A 20,888-nucleotide genomic window follows, 5' to 3' on the forward strand; every position below is an offset into this window, starting at 1 on the left:
CTGTACTCCTCAGCTTGCGCCGGCGGCCTCTCCGCCGAGCGCGTCCAATGGATCCACCCACTCGATGACGCCGACCTCGCGGCATCCCCGTGATTCGATCACGAGGACCGTGGCGCCCGCGGGCAAAGGATCCTCGGACCAGGCCAGAAACGTTTCGGAGCCGCCTCGGACCCGCACGAGGATCTCCCCGGGACCCGCGGATCCCCGCGTCCCGATGAGCACCTTGCCCGTACAGCCGACCACGGCCTCGTCCTGCGGCATCACCGGCCGTCCTCCTCGTTCTGACCTGAGAATTCCGACGATAGACCGACCGGCGCCGGTTCCCAACGGCTGGGAGGTCACGGTGTTCCGGCCCCGGCTTCCCGGCGACACTGGGCGCCATGCCGTACACCCCGCCGCTCTGGCCGGTCTCCGTGAAAGGCGTCGCGCTCGACGCGCACGACCGCGTGCTGCTGCTGCGCAACGAACGCGACGAGTGGGAGCTGCCCGGGGGCCGCCTGGAGACCGGCACCGACGACGGGTCGCAACCGCCGGACACCGGCCCCGAGGCCGCCCTGGAACGCGAGATCCGGGAGGAGACCGGCTGGGAGGTCGAGGCCGGTCCGCTCCTCGACGGCGGCGTGTGGATCTACGAGCCCGTCCCCGGACGGCGCGTACTGATCGTGACCTACGGCTGCACGGTGCTGACCCCGCACCGGCCGCCGGCCGTCAGCCACGAGCACCGGCGGGCGGGCCTGTTCCCCGGGCCCGAGGTACCGCACCTGACCATGCCCGACGGCTACAAGCGCTCCATCGCCGCCTGGTACGCGCTCAGGCCCACCGGCGGATCCCGGCGCAGGGCCACGCCGGGGTAGTTCTCGCGCCGCGGGCTCGCGCCGCGGGGCGGTCAGCGGGCCGGGACCGGGAAGAGCATGCAGCTGCTGGTGGCGTGGGCCAGCAGCCGGTCGTCGGAGTCGCGGAGCTCTGCCTGGGCGAGGGCGGTGCGCCGGCCGCTGTTGAGGACGGTGCCGATGGCGCGGACCTTGCCGGTGTCGACGGTGATCGGGCGCAGGAACTTCAGGGTCAGGTCGATCGAGGTGTATCCCGTGCCCCGGGGCAGCACGGACTGCACCGCGCAGCCGGCCGCCGAGTCGAGGAGCGTGGCGTAGACGCCGCCGTGGACGCTGCCGATCGGGTTGTAGTGCTCCTCGCCCGGCACCATGACGAAGACCGCCCGGCCGTGCTCGGCCTCCTCCAGGGTGAAGCCCAGGGTGGCGGCGATCGGCGGAGCGGGCAGGCGTCCGGCCAGGATCTCGCGGAGGAAGTCGAGTCCGCTGTGGTGCGCGACGGCGTTGGCGGATATGGCGGGGTCTTCCCAGCCGAACACACGTGACCGGTGTATCTCCGCTCCCTTCTCGCCGGCCGCACCGGTGACCGGGGACTTCTTCGCTGTGTCGGACATGGGGGCAGCTCCTCGGGGCGGGGCGGGGCGTGTGTGCAGGTGTGGCGTGCCGGTTGGCAGGGGCGGGGGCGGGGCCGCTCGCGGGAGGAGACGGGTCGGGCCACTCCTGCCGGGTCGTGCCTCGCCGCCGCCGGTTCAGGGACTGTCCGGGCCGACGCGGATGAGGCCCGGGCCGGCGTCGACGAACGTGGCACCGATCGGAACGTCGTGGCCGTCGTCGCAGCGGAGCGCCACGTGCACCGGGGCCCCGCAGTTCTCGTGGCGTACGACCACGGGGGGTCCCTGTTCGTCGGAGGCCCAGGTGTCGCCCCACTGCCGCAGCGCCAAGAGGACGGGCAGGAAGTCCCGCCCCTTCTCGGTCAGTTGATAGGCGTACCGGGTCCGCTGGCCGGGCTCCTTGTAGGGGACGCGCTCCAGCAGACCGGCGGCGGTGAGTTCCTTCAGGCGCGTCGAGGCGGCGGGTTCGCCGATGCCCACACGCTTGGCGAAGTCGTCGAACCGGCGTGTGCCGAAGAACGCCTCACGCATGATCAGCAGCGCTGTCCTGGTGCCGACGATCTCCAGGGTCCTGGCGATGGAGCAGTTGGCCATGGACCAGGCGTCCCGTTCCTTCAGCAGATCGTTCATCTCTCGGCCTCCACCTGGCTTGCCTCTTATGAAGTCAGCCTATACCGTCGTAGCTAACTTCTTAAAAGGTAAGTCAGCTCGGGTGTGTGCACCCCCGGACCTCCCAAGGGAAGAATCATGGACATCAGCACAGCAACGGCCCTGGTCACCGGAGCCAACCGAGGGCTCGGCAGGGCGCTCGCCCAGGAACTGGTCGCGCGCGGCGCCACGGTGTACGGGGCGGCCCGCCGACCGGACCAGATCGATCTGCCCGGTGTGAAGGCGATCCGGATCGACGTCACCGACCCCGCCTCCGTCGCCGCGGCCGCCGAGGACGTCCGTGACATCACCGTGCTGATCAACAACGCGGGCAGTTCCACGGGCGCCGACCTGCTGTCCGGCAGCTGGGACGACGTCCGCCTGGAGATGGAGACCCACTACCTGGGCACCCTCGGCATGATCCGGGCCTTCGCCCCGGTGATCGAGTCCCAGGGCGGAGGCGCGATCCTCAACATCCTTTCCGTGTTGTCATGGGTCACCTTCCCCGCCGTGGGCGCCTACTCCGCGGCCAAGTCCGCGCAGTGGAGCCTGACCAACGAGGTGCGTCAGCAGCTCGCACCCCGGGGCATCACCGTCACCGGGCTCCACGTCGGCTACATGGACACCGACATGGCCCGCCACGTCACCGAGCCCAAGACCGACCCAGCGGACGTCGCCCGTGCCGCCGTGGACGGCATCGCCGCCGGCGCACCCGAGATCGTCGTGGACGACCTCAGCCGCCGGGTCCAGGCCGGCCTCTCCGGCGGCGTCGCCGCCCTCTACCCGCAGCTCGGCTGAGACGAGGACACCATGGCTTCCGCTCCTTCCCCCGCCCCGGGCCGGCTCAAGCGGGCCGACCCGCACACCGGTGTCGGGCTCTCCCCGAACCAGCCCTCCCGGGCCGCCGCCGGCGTCACGCTCATCGCGATGTGCCTGGGCGCCATGACGACCTTTCTGCTGATCACCGCATCGGTGTCGGCGCTGTCGGCCATCCAGGACGACCTGCACGTCTCCCCGACCGGCCTGGTCTGGATCCCCTCCGCGTACACCCTGCTCGTGGCCAGCCTGGTGATGTCCGCGGGCACCTTCGGCAACCTCTACGGCCGCAAGCGCGCCTTCGTCACCGGCGCCGCGGTCATGATCCTCGGTTCGCTCGTCGTCTACACCGCGGGTTCGGCGGGAGGCGTCATCGCCGGCCAGCTCGTCTCCGGCGTGGGCGGCGCTCTCATCCTGCCCAACAGCCTGGCCGTCCTGGGAGCCACGTTCCCCGACCCCCACCGGCGCACCGAGGTCGTCACCGTCTGGGCCGCCTCCTCCGGCATCGGACTCGCCGCCGGCCCGCTGATCGCGGGCGCGCTGCTGGACCACTTCCACTGGAACACGGTCTTCCTGTCGACCGCCGTCCTCGCCGTGGTCACCATGGCCGCCGCCGTCTTCGTCGCCGAATCCCGCGGACCCGAGGGCAAGCTCGACATCCCCGGCCAGGTCCTGGCCGTCCTGGGCATCGCCGCCCTCGTCTACGCCCTCATCGAAGGCGGACACGACGGCTACACCAGCCCCCGGATCCTCGCCGCCTGGATCGTCGCGGCCGCGGCCCTGACCGGTTTCGTCCTCGTCGAGCGCGCCGGCCGCACACCCATGCTGGACATCACCCTGTTCCGGTCGGCCTCGTTCAGCGCCGTCATGTTCGTCGCGGCGGTCTCCCTGTTCGGCTTCACCGGGCTGGCCATCCTGACGGTGCTCTTCTACGAACGCGTCCAGCATCTGTCCGCCCTGGACGTGGGATGGCGGCTGCTGGCCTTCTTCGGCGTCTACGTCATCGTCAGCTACGCGACCGGACGCGTGATCCGCCGTACCGGCTTCAAGCTCCCGCTGACCCTGGGCTTCCTCGTCGGAGCCGGTGCCGCGGCCGGACTGACCACGCTGGATCCGGCCACCCCCTATGCCCGGGTGTGGTGGCTGTTCGCGCTCTTCGGCGCCGCGAGCGGGATGGTGGCCGCGCCGAGCACCGCCGCCGCCCTGGTGAGCGTCTCGCACGAACGCGCCGGCATGGCCTCCGGAGCCGTCAACGCCTTCCGCCAGATCGGATCCGTCACCGGCTCCTCCCTCCTCGGCGCCCTCCTCGCCGGCCGCCTCCAGTCCCAGCTGCCGAGCCGGCTCGCCGCTCACCACGTCCCCGAAGCGGTCCGGCCCGCCGTCGAACACGCCGTCTCCACGGGCACCGGCGGCCACCGGGCGGCCCCACCGAACGTGACCGCCGCGGTCGGCGACGCCTTCACCTCCGGCGTCCATGCCGGCATGACGGTCATCACCGCCGTATTCCTCTGCGCGGCCCTCGCCTCGGCCCTTCTGATCCACAACCGACCGCACCACACCTCCGTCACGAGTAACTGACTCGCGGCTTCCAGGAGTCGGCCGAGGACGAGCGCGGCACAGTTCCGGTTCTGTCCCGCGGATCGGGTGATCACTAGGCTGCGACGATGGAACGCGTAACCGATGCGCCCGAGAGGGGCGCCCAGCCTGCGGGTCCGGCCCGCGTGAACGACTACGACAGGTTCGCCGAGGCGTACGCGGCGGAGAACGAGAACAACCTCGTGAACGCGTACTACGAGCGGCCCGCGATGCTGGCCCTCGCCGGTGACGTGACCGGCCGTCGGATCCTGGACGCCGGCTGCGGCTCGGGCCCCCTGTCCGCCGCACTGCGCGACCGCGGTGCGGTCGTCACCGGCATCGACGCCAGCGCCGCGATGCTGGCGTCGGCCAGGCGGCGGCTCGGCGACGACGTGGCCCTGCACGTGGCCGACCTGCGCGACCCTCTGCCGTTCGACGACGGTGCGTTCGACGACGTGGTCGCGTCGCTGGTCCTGCACTACCTGGAGGACTGGGGGCCGACGCTGGCGGAGTTGCGGCGAGTGCTCAGGCCCGGCGGCCGGCTGATCGCGTCGGTGGACCACCCCTTCGTGGCCTACACGTTCCGAGATCTCCGGCCCGACTACTTCGCGACCACCAGCTATACCTTCGACTGGACGTTCAACGGGCAGTCCGCCCCCATGAGGTTCTGGCGCAAGCCGTTGCACGCGATGACCGACGCCTTCACCGCCGCCGGCTTCCGCCTCTGCGTCATCAGCGAGCCGCAGCCCGACCCGGCCGCCCGCGAGCTGTTCCCCGACGGCTTCCATGACCTTTCGAGCACACCCTGCTTCCTGTTCTTCGTCGTCGAGGTACCGCCGCGGGCCGCGGGCCCGGACGGCGAGAGCCTGTAGGTGAGGCGCCCGAAAACCAGTGGAGCGGCGCCGCCGCGCGCCATTACCGTGCTGCCGAACCGAGTCGTCTAGGCAAGGACGTGCCGTTGTACACCCTGTGAGACCTCCCGAGAGCTGATCGGTCGCGCGTCGCGCATGTGCGCCGCGCTGCTTTTTGCTGCGGATTTCTCACTGAAACCGGTGTACTTCTGTGCTCAATGACTGGGTGGTCATGCCCACCTGCCTGCCGACCGTTCTGCGCCGTTGCCACGCGTGCGCGTCCGAGCGCTTCCGGGCGAACGGAAAATTTCGCGTCAACGCACACCACAAGCTCCTCGACGCCTGGCTCCTCGTGCTTTGCACCGCTTGCGGGGAAACCGCGAAGCTCACGGTCCTGGAGCGGATGAACGTCCGCTCCGTACGACCCGGGCTGCTGGACCGGATGCACGACAACGACCCCGGTCTGGCAGCCGAGCTGCTCCAGGATCCGGTCCTGAGGCGCCGTAACCGCATCGCCCTCGACTGGGACGACGCCTGGCGCCTCGACACCGGCGGATCGGATCACCTGGACCGCGAGGTGATCGACGTCTCGGTCCGCTTCGCGGCGCGGATCCCCGTCCGGCCGGTGCGACTGATCGCCGAAGGCTGCGGTCTTGCGCGGGCCGAGGTCGAGAGACTGATCGTGGAGGGGAAGCTCGTGTCGGCAGTCCGGCTGAACGGCAAGCTCTCCGGCGACTTCACCTTCACGCTCAAACGCTGAGCCCTTCTCGGAACCAGGGGCCCGTCCGGCGGATCTTGCCGGACGGGCCCCTGGTCCGAAGCCGATCAGCGCGTGGTCCGCCGGCCGACCGACGGCTCTCCCGGCAGCACAAAGGGCGAGGCCCGAAGACCCCGCCCGAATTCCACGGAACCCCGGCTCAGGGCCACACCAGGCAATACGGCTGATGCCCCGCCTCGTGCAGCCGGTGGCTGAAGTCCTGCCACTCGTGCAGCAGCTGGTACACGTTGAACGCGTCCCGCGGGCCACCCCGGTCCGGGACCGTCGACCAGATGAAGGCCGCCGCGCCGACCGCTTCCTCGCCGATGCCGCGCAGGGGGTCCACGACGGTCATGGGGAGCTTGACGACCGCGTAGTCGGGGTGGAGGACGACCAGTTCCAGGGGCGGGACCTTGTGCAGGGGGACGCCCTCGATGCCGGTCAGGACCATGGCGGCCATGGTCTCCGGCTTGATCTTGGTGAACATGCCGTTCATGCCCAGCTCGTCGCCGCCGAGTTCCTCGGGGCGCATCGAGATGGGGACACGGGCCGCCGTCGCGCCGTCCGGCGCGCCGAAGTATTTGTACGTCACCCCCACCCGACCACCATTCCTGCTCCCCGCCCGGAGGCGGTCTACCCGGCCCCGCTCGGGATCACCCGGTACACCCTGTGTCCGACGTGTGTCGCTCTGCCGTGTTTCGGTTGTCTCCTCCGCGTCGCGCCGGTGCCTTCCCCGCCGGGCACGTCGAGGACCCAGGTCATCAGTCCCCTCGCCCAGTCCGCCACCGCGATGCATATCTCCACCCGACTGCTTTTCTAGGACGCGTGGCCCCCGCCGCGCAACCCGATCATCGTGTCAGTGACCTCCCCCACGGCCGCACGCCGAAACGTGCGGTGGAACAACAGTCCACGGGTTCTTGTCCGGCCCCTGATCATTACGTGCGTAACAGCTGTGTGTATCAGGTGTCAGTCTCGCAGATGGCACGCGCGCGGCGCCGCGGACCGGAGGTCGGCCGCGGTACGGCCGGGCCGCGGCCTACCCTGAGGAGGTCACCCAAGTCACCGGAGTCCGAGAAGCCGGAGAAGTCGCACGCCATGAGTGCCCTGAGCGAAACGCCCTATCCCTACGACGCGCCCGCCTCCCAGGCGCTCTTCAACCGCGCCTCCGCCGTCACGCCCGGCGGTGTGAACTCCCCGGTGCGCGCCTTCCGCGCCGTCGGCGGCACGCCCCGCTTCATGGTGTCCGGCCGCGGCCCGTACCTCACCGACGCCGATGGGCGGGAGTACGTCGACCTCGTCTGCTCGTGGGGGCCCATGATCCTCGGGCACTCGCACCCCGAGGTCATCGCCGCCGTCCAGGAGGCCGTCTCCCGCGGTACGTCCTTCGGCACGCCCGGTGAGGGCGAGGTCGCGCTCGCCGAGGAGATCGTCGCCCGGGTCGAGCCGGTGGAGCAGGTCCGGCTCGTCAGCAGCGGCACGGAGGCGACCATGTCCGCCATCCGGCTCGCCCGCGGGTTCACCCGGCGGTCCAAGGTGATCAAGTTCGCCGGCTGCTACCACGGGCACGTGGACTCCCTCCTCGCCGCCGCGGGGTCGGGCGTCGCGACCTTCGCGCTGCCCGACACCCCCGGCGTCACCGGCGCCCAGGCCGGCGACACGATCGTGCTGCCGTACAACGACCTGGAGGCCGTGCAGGAGGCCTTCCACCGGCACCCCGGCGAGATCGCGTGCGTGATCACCGAGGCCTCGCCCGGCAACATGGGCGTCGTGCCGCCGGACCCCGGGTTCAACCAGGGGCTGAAGGACGCCTGCCACAAGAACGGCGCCCTCTACATCTCCGACGAGGTGATGACCGGCTTCCGGACCAGCCGCGCCGGGTGGTACGGGGTCGACGGGGTCAGGCCCGACCTCATGACCTTCGGGAAGGTCATGGGTGGCGGGTTCCCGGCCGCCGCCTTCGGTGGGCGGGCCGATGTCATGGCCCACCTCGCTCCCGCGGGCCCCGTGTACCAGGCCGGCACGCTCTCCGGCAACCCGGTCGCCACCGCCGCCGGGCTCGCCCAGCTGCGGCTGCTCGACGACGCCGCGTACGAGACGGTGAACGCCGTGTCCGCGCAGATCCAGGCGCTCGTCACCGAGGCGCTGAACAAGGAGGGGGTCGCGCACCGGCTGCAGACCGCCTCCAACATGTTCTCGGTGTTCTTCACGGACCGGCAGGTCCGCGACTACGAGGACGCCAAGCGGCAGGAGTCGTTCCGCTTCACCGCGTTCTTCCACTCGCTGCTGTCGAACGGCGTCTACCTGCCGCCGTCGTCCTTCGAGTCCTGGTTCGTGTCCACGGCCCACGACGAGCGGGCCATCCAGAAGATCGCCGACGCCCTCCCGGCGGCGGCCCGGGCGGCTGCGGAGGCCACCGCGTGAGCACCAGCATCAGCAACAGCGGCAGCAGCAGGGACAAGGACGTCACCGTCGTCCATCTCATGCGGCACGGCGAGGTCGAGAACCCGACCGGGATCCTGTACGGGCGGCTGCCCGGCTACCACCTGTCCGAGCTGGGGCGGCAGATGGCCGACCGGGTCGCCGAGCACCTCGCCTCGCGGGACGTGACGTACGTCTGCGCCTCGCCGCTGGAGCGGGCGCAGGAGACGGCCACCCCGATCGCCAAGGCGCACGGTCTCGACCTGGACACCGACGAGCGGCTCATCGAGGCCGACAACGTCTTCCAGGGCAAGACCTTCGGCGTCGGCGACGGCGCGCTCCAGCGGCCCGGCAACTGGAAGCACCTCGTCAACCCGTTCCGGCCGTCCTGGGGCGAGCCGTACGTCGACCAGGTCGTGCGGATGACGGGCGCGCTGAACGCGGCCAAGGACCAGGCGCGCGGGCACGAGGCGGTGCTGGTCAGCCATCAGCTGCCGATCTGGATCGTGCGGTCCTACGTCGAGCGGCGGCGGCTGTGGCACGATCCGCGCAAGCGGCAGTGCACGCTGGCCTCCCTGACGTCCTTCACCTACCTCGGCGACAAGATCGTGTCGGTCGGCTACAGCGAGCCCGCCATCGACCTCGTCCCGGCCCATCTGCGGGCCGGCGCCAAGCCGCAGAAGGGCAAGGGCACCGCTCAGGGGAAGGCCTTCGGGGCCTGAAAGAGCCCGGGAATGTCCGTTCCTGACGGACCGTTTGTAGTTGCTTAGCGCACTTTTGCGGTATTCGTTACGAAAACCATATAAATCAGAGGAACCTCCCCGATCGTTGCGCCCTCTCAATGGGTGACCACCAAGCAGGCGCGACGAATCGGGGATTTCCATGCGCACCGTCTCCCGGACCCTCTCCCGCAGGGGACTGCTCGGCATCGGCGCGGGCGCTGCGGCCGCCGCCACCCTCGCCGGCTGCGGGAGTCACACGTCTTCGGACGGTGCCGGACACGCGAACGGTTCCGGGCAGGGCAAGAACGGTCAGGGCAAGGACGGTCGGGGCGCGGAGCACAAGGCGCCGGCCGGCCGGCCGATCGGGGACGGCTCCACGTCCTTCACGGGCAAGCAGCCGCACCAGCCGGCCAGGCCCGAACCGCTGGAGCCCGGCCAGACCCCGCCGCAGTTCGTGATCTTCTCCTGGGACGGTGCCGGCGAGGTCGGCAACGGGCTCTTCCCGCGCTTCCTGGACCTCGCCAAGGAGCACGGCGCGAGCATGACCTTCTTCCTCTCCGGGCTGTATCTGCTGCCCGAGTCGAAGAAGCGGATGTACGAGCCCCCGAACAACCCGCGCGGTGCCTCCGCCATCGGCTACCTCGCCGACGACCACGTCAAGTCCACGCTGGCCAACGTCCGCCGGGCCTGGCTGGAGGGCCACGAGATCGGCACCCACTTCAACGGGCACTTCTGCGGCGAGACCCACGGCTCGGTCAAGTGGTGGACGCCACAGCAGTGGAGGAGCGAGATCGAGCAGGCCAAGTCGTTCGTGAAGCAGTGGCGGACCAACACCGGCTGGCACGACCTGCCCTCGCTGCCCTTCGACTACGACAAGGAGCTGGCCGGCGGCCGGACTCCCTGTCTGCTCGGCCAGGACAACCTGCTGCCCACCGCCCGCGAGCTGGGCTGGCGCTACGACGCCTCCTCGCCGGGCGGCCGTCAGGTGTGGCCGGTGAAGCGGCTCGGCATCTGGGACCTGCCGCTGCAGCAGATCCCGTTCCCCGGACGCTCCTTCGAGGTGCTCTCGATGGACTACAACATGCTCGCCAACCAGTCCGTGAACTCCACCAAGGCGCCCGCCTACAACTACCCGGGCTGGCGCAAGCAGTCGGCGCAGTCGTACATCGCCGGCTTCCAGCGGGCATACGAGACAAACAGGGCACCGTTCTTCATAGGCAACCACTTCGAGCAGTGGAACGGCGGCATCTACATGGACTCCGTCGAGGAGGCCTTCAAGCACATCGCGCGGGAGAAGGAGAAGGGCGCGGACGTACGGCTGGTCTCCTTCCGGCAGTTCGTCGACTGGATGGACGTGCAGAGGCCCGAGGTGCTCGCCAAGCTCCGCACCCTGGACGTCGGGCAGCGGCCCGCGGGCGGCTGGAAGCAGTTCCTCGCCTAGTCCGTCGAGGTGAGCCTGCCGGAAATGTCCCGTGTAAATACGCCCTGAAATGCGGTTTTCCGCCCGGCAGGGGGGCGCCACAGATCGCCGGAACGGACATGCGAAACTTTTCACATGAGTACCCGTAGCCGCGCCGTCCTGCTCAGCGCCGTGGCCGCCGTCGCGGCCCTGACCCTGTCCGCGTGCGGCAAGGGCGGCACCTCCGGCGGCGGTGGCAACACCAACTTCGTCACCGGCAACAACGGCATCGCCACGGTCCCGGCGGGCAAGCGCGCCGCCGCCCCGGACCTGTCCGGCAAGACCATCGACGGCAAGACCCTGGACGTCGCCGACTACAAGGGCCAGGTCGTGGTCATCAACGTCTGGGGCTCCTGGTGCGGGCCGTGCCGCGAGGAGGCCCAGTACTTCGCCAAGGTGTCCAAGCAGTACGAGGGCAAGGGCGTGCAGTTCGTCGGCATCAACACCCGCGACACCAGCACCACTCCCGCGGTCGCCTTCGAGAAGGAGCACGGGATCGGCTACCCGAGCCTGTACGACCCCACGGGCAGGCTGATGCTCCGCTTCAAGAAGGGCACCCTCAACCCGCAGCTGATCCCCTCCACGCTCGTCATCGACAAGCAGGGCAAGGTCGCCGCGCGGGCCCTGGAGGCGCTCGACGACACCGCCCTGCTGAAGATGCTCAAGCCGGTCCTCGCGGAGAAGTGACGTGAGCGCACTCGTGACCCTGGCCGCGACGGGCCAGAACGAGACGGTGCTCAACGGCGCCCTGCTGATCGCCCTGCCGGTCGCCCTGCTCGGCGGGCTCGTCTCCTTCTTCTCGCCCTGTGTCCTGCCACTGGTCCCCGGCTACCTCTCCTATGTGACGGGAGTCGCCGGCACCGACCTGGCCGAGGCGCGGCGGGGGCGGATGGCCACCGGTGCCTTCCTGTTCGTCCTCGGCTTCACCGCCGTGTTCGTCTCCGGCGGGGCGCTGTTCGGCTACTTCGGCTCGACCCTGCAGGAGTACAAGGACGTCCTGTCCAAGGTGCTCGGCGTGCTCATGATCCTGCTGGGCGTCTTCTTCATGGGACTGATGCCCTGGCTGACCCAGCGTGAGTTCCGCTTTCACAGGCGGCCGACCACGGGCCTGGTCGGGGCGCCCGTCCTCGGCGCCCTGTTCGGGATCGGCTGGACGCCCTGCATCGGTCCCACTCTCTCCTCCGTCGCCTTCCTCTCCTCCCAGCAGGCGAGTGCGGGCCGGGGCGCCATACTGACCGTCGCGTACTGCCTCGGCCTCGGTGTCCCGTTCGTCCTCAGCGCCATCGCCTTCCGCAAGGCGCTCGGCGCCTTCGACTGGGTCAAGCGCCACTATGTCTGGGTGATGCGCGTCGGCGGCACGATGATGATCGCGACCGGTGTGCTGCTGCTCACCGGTGTCTGGGACCTCCTGGTGCAGCAGATGCAGACCTGGTCCACCGGCTTCTCTGTGGGGATCTGATCGATGAGCACAACCGAAACCGACAAGAGCCGGGACCGGGCGAGCCAGGACCGGGAGGACCTCGGCGCGGCCGGCTCCCAGCTGTCCACCGCCCCTGCGGAGGAGCTCTCCGCCGCACCCGGTCTCGGCGTCATCGGCTGGGCCCGCTGGTTCTGGCGGCAGCTGACCTCCATGCGGGTCGCGCTGCTGCTGCTCCTGCTGCTCTCGCTCGGTGCGATCCCCGGCTCGCTCATCCCGCAGTCCGGCGCCGACCTGAACAAGGTCGACGACTTCCGCAAGGCCCACAAGACGCTCGCGCCGATCTACGACAAGCTCGGCCTGTTCCACGTCTACAGCTCGGTGTGGTTCTCCGCGATCTACATCCTGCTGTTCGTCTCCCTCGTCGGCTGTATCGTCCCGCGCACCTGGCAGTTCGTCGGCCAGCTGCGCGGCCGGCCGCCGGGCGCCCCCAGGCGGCTGACCCGGCTGCCCGCCTACACGACCTGGCGCACGACCGCCGAGCCCGAGCAGGTCCGCGAGGCCGCGCTCGCCCTGCTGAAGAAGCGCCGCTTCCGCGCCCACATCGCCGGTGACGCCGTCGCCGCCGAGAAGGGCTATGTGCGCGAGCTGGGCAACCTGGCCTTCCACATCGCCCTGATCGTGCTGCTGATCGCCTTCGCCTCCGGCCAGCTGTACAAGTCGGACGGCACCAAGCTGATGGTGGAGGGCGACGGCTTCTCCAACGCGCTGCCGATGTACGACGACTTCAAGTCCGGCAGCCTGTTCCAGAACGACGACCTTGTGCCGTTCAGCTTCGACCTGAAGGACTTCAAGGGCACCTACGAGGTCAGCGGCCCCAACAAGGGCACCCCGCGCACCTACCAGGCGAAGATCGACTACACCGAGGGTGCGTACGGCAAGCAGAAGTCGACCACCATCAAGGTCAACCAGCCGCTGCACATCGGCGACGCCAAGGTCTATCTCGTCAGCCACGGCTACGCGCCGGTCGTCACGGTCCGCGACGGCAAGGGCAACGTCGTCTACCACGACGCCGTACCGCTGCTGCCGCTCGACGGGAACGTCACCTCCAACGGTGTCGTCAAGGTGATGGACGGCTACAAGAACGCCCAGGGCCAGAAGGAACAGCTCGGCTTCCAGGCCTTCTTCGTGCCCACCTTCGACCCCAAGAGCGGCACGATGCTCTCCCGGTTCCCCGCGCTGGTGAACCCGCTGCTCGCGGTGAACGCCTACCACGGCGATCTGGGCGTCAACTCCGGCATCCCGCAGAGCGTGTACCAGCTGGACAAGACGCACATGAAGGCGTTCAAGGACGGCAAGGGCCAGCTGCTGAAGAAGCTTCTCCAGCCGGGCGACACGCTCACCCTCCCGAACGGCGCCGGGTCCATCACCTTCGACAAGGACATCAAGGAGTGGGCCGGCTTCGAGATCGTCCAGGAGCCCGGCAGCGGCTGGGCACTCGGCGGTGCCCTCGCCGCGATCTTCGGCCTGGCCGCCTCCCTGTTCATCCAGCGGCGCCGGGTGTGGGTGCGCGCGGTGCGCGGCGCCGACGGCGTGACGGTCGTCGAGATGGCCGGGCTCGGCCGCAGCGAGTCCGCCAAGGTGCCCGAGGAGCTGGGCGACCTCGCCGGAATCCTCTACGACCAGGCGCCGGGGGCACCCGACCCCGACGACGACCCTTCCACCACCCCCGACCCTCAAGCCGTACCTGCCGAAGGGGCTGAGAAGCAGTGACTCTCGCCGCCGCCACCAACGAACACCTGGCGAGCATCAGCAACACGCTGATCTACTCGTCGATGGCCGTCTACACCCTGGCCTTCTTCGCGTACATCGCCGAATGGCTCTTCGGCAGCCGCAGCAAGGTGGCCCGCACGGCCGCCGCGCTGACGGCTCGCACGGAGACCTCCGCGAAGGCTCCCGCCGTCACCGTCAAGAAGGCCGGGGGCACCGCCGTGCTGGAGCGGCCCAAGGTCGTCGTGCGCTCGGCCTCCGGCGCCCGCGATGTGCCGGACGGGCCCGGTGCGCACGGCGGGGACGCGCAGGGCGACCTCTACGGGCGGATCGCCATCTCGCTCACCGTGCTCGCCTTCCTGGTGGAGCTGGGCGGCGTCGTCGCCCGCGCGGCCTCCGTGCAGCGGGCGCCGTGGGGCAACATGTACGAGTTCAACATCACCTTCTCCACGGTGGCCGTCGGCGTGTACCTCGCGCTGCTGGCGCTGAAGAAGAACGTGCGCTGGCTCGGGCTGTTCCTGATCACCACGGTCCTCCTCGACCTCGGTCTCGCCGTCACCGTCCTGTACACCGCGAGCGACCAGCTGGTTCCCGCGCTGCACTCGTACTGGCTGTACATCCACGTCTCCACCGCGATCTTCTGCGGCGCGGTGTTCTACGTCGGCGCGGTCGCCACGATCCTGTACCTGTTCAAGGACTCGTACGAGACCAAGCTGCAGACCGGCGGCAAGCCCGGCGCGTTCGCCACCTCGGTCCTGGAGCGGCTGCCCGCCTCCGCCTCGCTGGACAAGTTCGCCTACCGGGTCAACGCGGCCGTCTTCCCGCTGTGGACGTTCACGATCATCGCGGGCGCGATCTGGGCCGGCGACGCCTGGGGCCGCTACTGGAACTGGGACCCGAAGGAGACCTGGTCCTTCATCACCTGGGTCGCCTACGCCTGCTACCTGCACGCCCGCGCGACGGCCGGCTGGAAGGGCCGCAAGGCCGCCTATCTGGCGATGATCGCCTTCGGCTGCTGGCTGTTCAACTACTACGGCGTCAACATCTTCGTCAGCGGCAAGCACTCCTACGCGGGCGTGTGAGCCGCGGGTCGCCCACACTGGTGTCATGAGCGGTTCCATCGCACAGGGCACCAGCCAGACCCACGGGAACACGCACATACTCCACTTCCTGGTGCGGCTCCCGAGGCCCATGGAAGACGTCTGGCCGGCGGTGGCCACCCCCGAGGGACTCGGGGCGTGGTGCACCGCCGTCGACGTTCTGCAGCCCCGCCTCGACGGCGCGGTCACCCTGCGTGACCTGGGCTCCGGCCGGGTCACCGCCTGGGACGTGGACCGGGTCGCGGAGTACACCGTCGAGGGCGGCGGCCGGATCCGGTTCCATCTGGAGCGGGGCGGCGACACCGGCAGCGTGCTGCGCTTCACCCACGAGTTCCAGGGCGAGGCGGCGGGGGAGTCACGCTGGCGCGCCAGATTCGAACGCCTGATTGAAATCCTGGAGTCCCCGCAGGGCCTCGCGGCGCGGCGGCCCCCGCAGCCCCCCGAGCCGTCGGTGCCCCTTCCCGGGCAGCTCACCTAGGCGCCGGCGGTCAGCACACCGCGGACAGGCTGCCGTGGGCCACCGAGGCGATGTGGTCGCGCAGCCTCTCGACGTAGAGCCGCAGGTTCTTCGCCGCCATGTCCGTGTCCGGATACCGGCTCGCCGGCCACAGTCCCTCGTGCAGCCCGTCAGGTTCGGCCGGCGCAGCGCGTCCACGACGGTGTCGAAACGGTCCTGGAGGTGCCGGACGAGCTCGTCCGCGTCCGGGAAGTCGCCCGCCTCCCGGCGCTGCAGCGACACGTCGGCGGCGTCGAGGGTGAAGTGGCGCAGCTCGTCACCGGACCAGCGGAAACCGCTGCGCAGCGTCTCGTGCCGGACCGTCCAGGCGCGCAGCGCCTCCTGGAGCACCCCGAGGTCGACCGGGCCCGGCAGGTCGAAGGCGGTGCCGAGCCAGGTCGGCACGAACAGTCCGTCCTCCCGCACGCACCTGGCGGTCCTGATGTGCCACTCCTGGGTCAGTGATTCGCACGCGTCTCCCATCGCAGAAGGGGGCCCCTGAGTGCGGGCCCCCTTGGAAGGCAATGCCGTGGGACGCGGCCGGGACATGCCCGTCGGGTTCATTTCAACGGAACGGGTGGCAGGCCGAACGCGGAAGTGAACAACCGACGGTGAGGCGCCGGGATCCGGTTCACCCGGGGGCTCACCCGATGGTGATCGAGTCCAGCTTCTCGCGCAGGTACACATGCGAGTCGACCGGCGGGTACGCCACCCGGCCCACCGGCGCCGGCACGGACTCCACGCGGGTGCCCGGGGTGCACTCGCCGAAGTACACGAGCGACATCAGCTCCTCGGCGGGCGCGTCGGCGGGCGGGGGCAGCACCCGGTGCCGCCCGGAACGCCACCGGTCGCCGGTCCAACGGGACAGCAGATCACCGACGTTGACGGTGAAGGCGGCCGCGTCGTACGGCGCGTCCTCCCAGCCGCCGGCGTCGGTGTACACCTGCAGGCCGCCCTTGCCGGCCTGCCGGTCGAGGATGGTCACCGTCCCGAAGTCGGTGTGCGGGCCGATCCGGAACTGCCCGGGCAGCGGCTCGCCGACGACGTCCGTGCCCGGATACCAGTTGATGTTGAAGCCGTACGTCGGATGGTCCATGTGCCGGGAGAAGAAGTCGCGTTCGAGCCCCAGCGCGTATCCGAGCAGCGTCAGCAGCTCCTTCTCCAGGGCGGCCATCTCGGCCAGGTACTCCTTGCAGAGGGTCTGGAGCGCGGGCACCTCGGCCGGCCAGACGTTGGGTGCGTACCACTCCGCGTCGACGACGGGATCGCCGAAGGGCTCGTCCGTCGCGAAGGTCAGCGACTCCTTCAGGTCGGGCGGGGTCTCGGTGCCCTCCGCGTACCCGTTGGCCTCGGCACCGGGCCCGAGCCAGCCCCGGCCGCCGACCTTCGCCTCGTAGCGCTGCTTGACCTCGACGGGCAGCAGAAAGAACTCCCGCGCCGCCCGGCGGATCCCCGCCCGCAGCCCCGGCTCCACGCCGTGCCCGGTGACCAGCAGGAACCCGGCGGTCTGCAGCGCCCGGTCGACGGTACGAGCGAGGGCGGCGCGGGTCTCCTCGTCGCCGTTCAGCCAGGGCCGCAGGTCGATGGTGGGAACACGCGCGTCAGTCACCGATGTCCTCATTCCACAGCTCGGGGTTGTCCTCGACGAAGGCGCGCATCACCGCGACGCACTCGGGATCCTCCAGGACCAGGATCTCCACGCCGTGCTCGGCCAGCCACTCGTGGCCGCCGTGGAAGGTGGTGGCGTCGCCGATCACCACCCTGGAGATGCCGAACTGGCGGACCAGGCCGCTGCAGTACCAGCACGGGGAGAGGGTGGTGACCATGGTCGTGCCACGGTACGTGCGCTGCCGTCCCGCCGCGCGGAACGCGGCCGTCTCGGCGTGCATCGAGGGGTCGCCGTCCTGCACCCGGCGATTACGGCCCCGGCCGAGCAACGTGCCGTCGGCGGCGTAGAGCGCGGCCCCGATGGGGATGCCACCCTCCTCACGCCCGGCGCGGGCCTCCTCCATAGCGGTGCCGAGCCAGACACGGGCCTGTCGTTCATCCATGGCTTCACTGTGCTGGGCGGCCGAGGACGGGGCAACGGGGCCTCTAGGCGCGCTCACCGACGCTGCCAGGGCACCGCAGTCGCGTGAGGGGCGCGGGGCGGTACCGGTCTGCGGCTCCGTCGAGCGGCCGTGACCAGCCGGAGGGGCCCGCGCCTGGCGCTGACAGGGCACCACCGCCGCCCACCCGGGCTGGCCTGGGGGCAGGCACCGGGGGGAGGCGCGACTGCCCGCAGTGGCGGAGGGACTGCGCGGCTGGTGGCATCGCAGTTCCGTGAGGGGCGCGGGGCTGTTTCGATCTGCGGCTCCGTCGCGCGGGCCCGACAAGCGCCGGCGGACCCGCGCTCGGCGCCGACACGGCACCGCCGCGCCCACCCCGGCCGGGCTGGGGGGTATGGCATCGGGGAGGCGTGACTGTCCGTAGCGGCGGCGGGACGGCGCGGCTGGCGGGACCGCAGTTGCGTGAGGGGCGCGGGGCGGTACCGGTCTGCGGCTCCACCGCGCGGGCCCGACCAGCCCCAGCGGACCCGCGCCCGGTGATGGCGGAGCGCCCCATGGGGCTCGCCCCTTCGCCGCCGCCCCGGCCTCCTCGCAGAGCCGGTCCAGGGGTGGCCGTTAGCCGCTGATCATCCCGATGACCGCCCGTACCGCCTCCGCCACCGGCTGGCCGACGGCCCCGACCGTGGCGGCGATACCGGCGATCGCCATCAGCGCCCGGTGCCGCTCCTGCGCGGGCACGGCGGCGTCGGGGCTGAGGGCGGGCAGGGACTCGTCCAGGAGCTGGGCGCTGGGCGTCGGTACCTGTGCCCGCAACTCGGCGATGAGGCGGTGCAGTTCGGCGAGGGCGGCGACCAGGGCCGGGTCCTGCTGCCCGGCCGCGGCGCCCTGGTTCTTGACGATGCCCTGGTTGCCCTGGCCGCCGTACATGTTGACGTTGTCGCCGTAGTAGTAGTTCGTGCCGCTCATGCGCCGATCCCCACGTTTCCGCTGCCGCCGTACATGTTGACGTTGTCGCCGAAGTAGTAGTTCTTCGGCGAGACGGTGAGGCTCTCCACCGTGACCTTGAACTCCGTGTCCGGGTGGTCGATGGCGTACGAGATCTGGCCGACGACCTGGTCCAGGTACTGCGCGTGCCGGCTGGTGACCAGCGCGGTCGACGCGCCCGAGGTCTCGACCGCCAGGACGTGGTGCGGGGCCGCGGTCAGCACGCCGAGCATGTCGATGAAGAAGTAGATCTCGGCGCAGACGGCCACGATCCAGATGAAGGTGACGTAGCCGGCGGCGCCGGAGTTCTCCTCGGCCCCTCCGAACGTGAGGGACGGCAGGCTCGGCAGCATCGCGATGAACCCGACGATCAGCGTCCCGGCGGTGTACCGCAGGAACCGCAGCACCGCCTCCTTGCGCTTGGGGCGCATCACGAAGGTGTAGACGCGGGCGATGTTCGCCAGCGGGTACACCGCCGCCCCGATCCACAGGATCCGCTTGCTGACCCGGAGATCGACCCTGGACGGCGTCGGATGCGCCGGCGGCGCCGGGACGTCCGGCATGAGCGGTGCCGTGGCGTGCGCGGCGGGCGGCGCGGTGGGCGCGGATGGCGGTGGGGCCGGTGCGGGCGGCGGATCCTGGGCCGGGCGCTCGGGTGGCTGGCCTTGCTGCATCTGCTTCTGTCCCCCAGAGGTCAGGCGATCCCTCGCAACTCAGTGACGACCATTTACAACATCCCTCGACGGGGATGGCAAGTCGTTATGGACTGCGAAGTGCCGTAGTGCAGCAGGCAGTTGACTGCGGGTCAGTCGGTCACCCGCAGCAGCAGCTTCCCCGTGCTCGACCGTCCTCCCATCAGCCGGTGCGCCTCCGCCGCCCGGGCGAGCGGGAACTCGGCCGTCACCGGCAGGCTCACCGTGCCGTCGACCGCCTTAGCGAACGCCCGCTCCGACAGCCGGCGCAGCGCGTCCGGCGCGGTCCGGGCCAGATTCAGGATGGAGAAGCCGGAGACCGAGACGCCGAGCGGGTACAGCTCGGGCTGGCCCACGCTCCACGGCTCGGCCCCGCTCGCGTTGCCGTAGGAGACCAGGCGCCCGAAGACCGCCAGCGAGGCCAGCCCCGCGCGCAGGGTGTCGCCGCCGACGGGGTCCAGCACCAGGTCGGCGCCGCGCCCGCCGGTCGCCTCGCGCACCGGCTCCTGGAAGGCGCCGACGAACACCTCGTCGTAGCCGTGGCTCTTGGCGTGGGCGGCCTTCGCGGCCGAGGACACCACGCCGTACACCGCCCCGGCGCCCGCCGCCCGGGCGAGCTGCCCGACCGCCGTGCCGACCCCGCCGGCCGCGCCCTGGACGAGGACCGACTCGCCGGGCTGGAGCCGGCCGACGGTGTGGACGAGGGCGTAGGCCGTGGGCAGGACCGTCGGCAGGGTCGCGGCGGTGCGCAGGTCCAGGCCGGCGGGGACCGGGAAGACGGTCGCCGCCTCGGCCACCGCCACCTCCGCGTACGCGCCGCCCTCGGTGAGCGCGACCACCTCCTGGCCGACGGCCAGGCCCGTGACGCCGGCGCCGAGCGCGCGGACGCGGCCGGAGACCTCCAGACCGGGGACGTACGGCAGCGCGGGCACCCGGTAGCCCTCCGCGCGGGCCTTGAGGTCGGCGAAGTTCACGCCGGTGTAGGCCACGTCGATGCTCACCTGCCCGGGGCCGGGCCGGGGCGCCTCGGCCGTCACCGGACGCAGCACCTCGGGACCGCCGTACTCCTGGAACTCCACCGCGCGCATGCCACACCCCTGGCTCGACTCGACTGTTCAATCAAAAGCGAACACTCGCGAGTGTATGGTTTTCATCGAACACTCGGCAAGCGCAAGCGCAAGCGGAAGAGACGGAAAGAGGGGAGCGTGGCGTGACCACCGGCAGTCACCGGGCCGCCCCGGAGCACACCCATCCCGACGAGGTGCCCGTCCTCACGGCGCTCGCCGCCCTCGCCGACCCCGTGCGCCTCACCCTGGTCAGGGAGCTGGCCGGGTCCGGCGAGTGGACCCGCAGTTGCGGCAGCTTCGACGTGCCGGTCGGCAAGGCCGCCCTCAGCCACCACTTCGCGGTGCTGCGCGGGGCCGGGCTGGTGGAGCAGCGGGACGAGGGGCCCCGGCGGGTCAACCGTCTGCGCCGGACCGAGTTCGACGCCCGCTTCCCGGGGCTGCTCGACCTCGTGCTGCGTGCCGACGACTTTTCCTGATGGTTCTTCACATGACTTTCTCCCGTGGTTAGTTGAGCGTTCCCTCGGTCATCGTCCGGTCGGCGGACGATCCTGTCTCCGCTGACGCAGGAGACACGGGTGGTCACAGACAGAGCCGAGACCGACAGACCCCGTCAGACCGGCGAGCCCCGCC

General features: G+C 70.6%; 23 protein-coding genes and 1 pseudogene. 14 read left to right on the forward strand and 10 right to left on the reverse strand.

Features of this window, described 5'->3' with window-relative positions; all coding sequences use genetic code 11:
- Window positions 1-9: 9 nt before the first annotated feature.
- Window positions 10-261 carry a hypothetical protein gene (locus ACQPXS_RS26770; RefSeq protein WP_433451807.1) on the reverse strand — a complete coding sequence of 84 codons (252 nt, stop codon included), beginning with the start codon at window positions 259-261 and terminating at the stop codon, window positions 10-12.
- A gap of 119 nt (window positions 262-380) precedes the next feature.
- On the opposite strand from ACQPXS_RS26770, the gene ACQPXS_RS26775 reads away from it, so the two are divergent.
- On the forward strand, window positions 381-854 hold the full coding sequence (locus ACQPXS_RS26775) for an NUDIX hydrolase (protein WP_390682979.1): 474 nt from the start codon (window positions 381-383) through the stop codon (window positions 852-854).
- A 32-nt stretch (window positions 855-886) separates the two neighbouring features.
- Here ACQPXS_RS26775 and ACQPXS_RS26780 read toward each other — a convergent pair whose 3' ends face one another.
- Both ACQPXS_RS26780 and ACQPXS_RS26785 read right to left on the reverse strand, forming a co-directional pair.
- Window positions 887-1,381, reverse strand: a complete 495-nt coding sequence (locus tag ACQPXS_RS26780) for a PaaI family thioesterase (protein ID WP_433455956.1) — start codon at window positions 1,379-1,381, stop codon at window positions 887-889.
- Between the two features lie 195 nt (window positions 1,382-1,576).
- The gene (locus tag ACQPXS_RS26785) at window positions 1,577-2,068 is read right to left on the reverse strand and encodes a winged helix-turn-helix transcriptional regulator (protein WP_433451809.1); all 492 of its coding nucleotides are present in this window, start codon (window positions 2,066-2,068) and stop codon (window positions 1,577-1,579) included.
- Between the two features lie 117 nt (window positions 2,069-2,185).
- Between ACQPXS_RS26785 and ACQPXS_RS26790 the strand changes: the two genes are divergently transcribed.
- From ACQPXS_RS26790 to ACQPXS_RS26805, 4 genes are all read left to right on the forward strand, one after another.
- Window positions 2,186-2,884: an SDR family oxidoreductase gene (locus ACQPXS_RS26790; RefSeq protein WP_433451811.1), complete on the forward strand. Its 699-nt coding sequence runs from the start codon at window positions 2,186-2,188 to the stop codon at window positions 2,882-2,884.
- A 12-nt stretch (window positions 2,885-2,896) separates the two neighbouring features.
- On the forward strand, window positions 2,897-4,480 hold the full coding sequence (locus ACQPXS_RS26795; protein ID WP_433451812.1) for an MFS transporter: 1,584 nt from the start codon (window positions 2,897-2,899) through the stop codon (window positions 4,478-4,480).
- An 86-nt stretch (window positions 4,481-4,566) separates the two neighbouring features.
- On the forward strand, window positions 4,567-5,349 hold the full coding sequence (locus ACQPXS_RS26800) for a class I SAM-dependent methyltransferase (RefSeq protein ID WP_433451813.1): 783 nt from the start codon (window positions 4,567-4,569) through the stop codon (window positions 5,347-5,349).
- A 211-nt stretch (window positions 5,350-5,560) separates the two neighbouring features.
- Window positions 5,561-6,088 (forward strand): DUF1062 domain-containing protein, encoded by a 528-nt coding sequence (locus ACQPXS_RS26805; RefSeq protein ID WP_433451814.1) that lies wholly within the window; start codon window positions 5,561-5,563, stop codon window positions 6,086-6,088.
- A 157-nt stretch (window positions 6,089-6,245) separates the two neighbouring features.
- On the opposite strand, the gene ACQPXS_RS26810 is transcribed toward ACQPXS_RS26805, so the two are convergent.
- Complete coding sequence (locus ACQPXS_RS26810) at window positions 6,246-6,881, reverse strand: hypothetical protein (RefSeq protein WP_351802447.1); 636 nt, start codon at window positions 6,879-6,881, stop codon at window positions 6,246-6,248.
- 308 nt (window positions 6,882-7,189) lie between these two features.
- Between ACQPXS_RS26810 and hemL the strand changes: the two genes are divergently transcribed.
- The 8 genes from hemL (at window position 7,190) to ACQPXS_RS26850 (ending at window position 15,449) form a co-directional block, all read left to right on the forward strand.
- The gene (hemL, locus tag ACQPXS_RS26815) at window positions 7,190-8,506 is read left to right on the forward strand and encodes a glutamate-1-semialdehyde 2,1-aminomutase (protein ID WP_433455958.1); all 1,317 of its coding nucleotides are present in this window, start codon (window positions 7,190-7,192) and stop codon (window positions 8,504-8,506) included.
- 59 nt (window positions 8,507-8,565) lie between these two features.
- Window positions 8,566-9,225 (forward strand): histidine phosphatase family protein, encoded by a 660-nt coding sequence (locus ACQPXS_RS26820; protein ID WP_356307912.1) that lies wholly within the window; start codon window positions 8,566-8,568, stop codon window positions 9,223-9,225.
- Window positions 9,226-9,385: 160 nt separating this feature from the next.
- On the forward strand, window positions 9,386-10,666 hold the full coding sequence (locus ACQPXS_RS26825; protein ID WP_433451815.1) for a hypothetical protein: 1,281 nt from the start codon (window positions 9,386-9,388) through the stop codon (window positions 10,664-10,666).
- A gap of 114 nt (window positions 10,667-10,780) precedes the next feature.
- The gene (locus ACQPXS_RS26830) at window positions 10,781-11,371 is read left to right on the forward strand and encodes a TlpA family protein disulfide reductase (RefSeq protein ID WP_351802443.1); all 591 of its coding nucleotides are present in this window, start codon (window positions 10,781-10,783) and stop codon (window positions 11,369-11,371) included.
- A 1-nt stretch (window position 11,372) separates the two neighbouring features.
- Window positions 11,373-12,143 carry a cytochrome c biogenesis CcdA family protein gene (locus ACQPXS_RS26835; protein WP_351802441.1) on the forward strand — a complete coding sequence of 257 codons (771 nt, stop codon included), beginning with the start codon at window positions 11,373-11,375 and terminating at the stop codon, window positions 12,141-12,143.
- Window positions 12,144-12,146: 3 nt separating this feature from the next.
- Window positions 12,147-13,874 carry a cytochrome c biogenesis protein ResB gene (gene resB / locus ACQPXS_RS26840; protein WP_433451817.1) on the forward strand — a complete coding sequence of 576 codons (1,728 nt, stop codon included), beginning with the start codon at window positions 12,147-12,149 and terminating at the stop codon, window positions 13,872-13,874.
- Entirely contained in the window at window positions 13,871-14,953 is a 1,083-nt protein-coding gene (ccsB, locus tag ACQPXS_RS26845) for a c-type cytochrome biogenesis protein CcsB (RefSeq protein ID WP_356307773.1), read from the forward strand. The genes resB and ccsB overlap by 4 nt, the downstream gene beginning before the upstream one ends.
- 25 nt (window positions 14,954-14,978) lie before the next feature.
- Window positions 14,979-15,449: a hypothetical protein gene (locus tag ACQPXS_RS26850; protein ID WP_433451819.1), complete on the forward strand. Its 471-nt coding sequence runs from the start codon at window positions 14,979-14,981 to the stop codon at window positions 15,447-15,449.
- Between the two features lie 126 nt (window positions 15,450-15,575).
- On the opposite strand, the pseudogene ACQPXS_RS26855 reads toward ACQPXS_RS26850, so the two are convergent.
- The 6 genes and pseudogenes from ACQPXS_RS26855 to ACQPXS_RS26880 form a co-directional block, all read right to left on the reverse strand.
- A pseudogene (locus tag ACQPXS_RS26855) lies at window positions 15,576-16,031 on the reverse strand (hypothetical protein); the annotation flags it as partial.
- 79 nt (window positions 16,032-16,110) lie between these two features.
- Window positions 16,111-17,088 carry an isopenicillin N synthase family dioxygenase gene (locus ACQPXS_RS26860; protein ID WP_433451820.1) on the reverse strand — a complete coding sequence of 326 codons (978 nt, stop codon included), beginning with the start codon at window positions 17,086-17,088 and terminating at the stop codon, window positions 16,111-16,113.
- A complete protein-coding gene (locus tag ACQPXS_RS26865; protein ID WP_433451821.1) occupies window positions 17,069-17,518 on the reverse strand; it encodes a nucleoside deaminase in 450 nt (149 codons plus the stop codon). The genes ACQPXS_RS26860 and ACQPXS_RS26865 overlap by 20 nt, the downstream gene beginning before the upstream one ends.
- Window positions 17,519-18,130: 612 nt before the next feature.
- A complete protein-coding gene (locus ACQPXS_RS26870; protein WP_433451822.1) occupies window positions 18,131-18,481 on the reverse strand; it encodes a hypothetical protein in 351 nt (116 codons plus the stop codon).
- Window positions 18,478-19,173 (reverse strand): DUF6232 family protein, encoded by a 696-nt coding sequence (locus ACQPXS_RS26875; protein WP_433451823.1) that lies wholly within the window; start codon window positions 19,171-19,173, stop codon window positions 18,478-18,480. The genes ACQPXS_RS26870 and ACQPXS_RS26875 overlap by 4 nt, the downstream gene beginning before the upstream one ends.
- Before the next feature lie 131 nt (window positions 19,174-19,304).
- Window positions 19,305-20,279, reverse strand: a complete 975-nt coding sequence (locus ACQPXS_RS26880) for a quinone oxidoreductase family protein (protein ID WP_433451824.1) — start codon at window positions 20,277-20,279, stop codon at window positions 19,305-19,307.
- Window positions 20,280-20,401: 122 nt separating this feature from the next.
- Between ACQPXS_RS26880 and ACQPXS_RS26885 the strand changes: the two genes are divergently transcribed.
- Window positions 20,402-20,734, forward strand: a complete 333-nt coding sequence (locus ACQPXS_RS26885) for an ArsR/SmtB family transcription factor (RefSeq protein WP_351802423.1) — start codon at window positions 20,402-20,404, stop codon at window positions 20,732-20,734.
- Window positions 20,735-20,888 lie beyond the last annotated feature (154 nt).

The organism is Streptomyces sp. CA-142005 (genome assembly GCF_050942335.1).
In the GTDB taxonomy this organism is placed as follows: domain Bacteria; phylum Actinomycetota; class Actinomycetes; order Streptomycetales; family Streptomycetaceae; genus Streptomyces.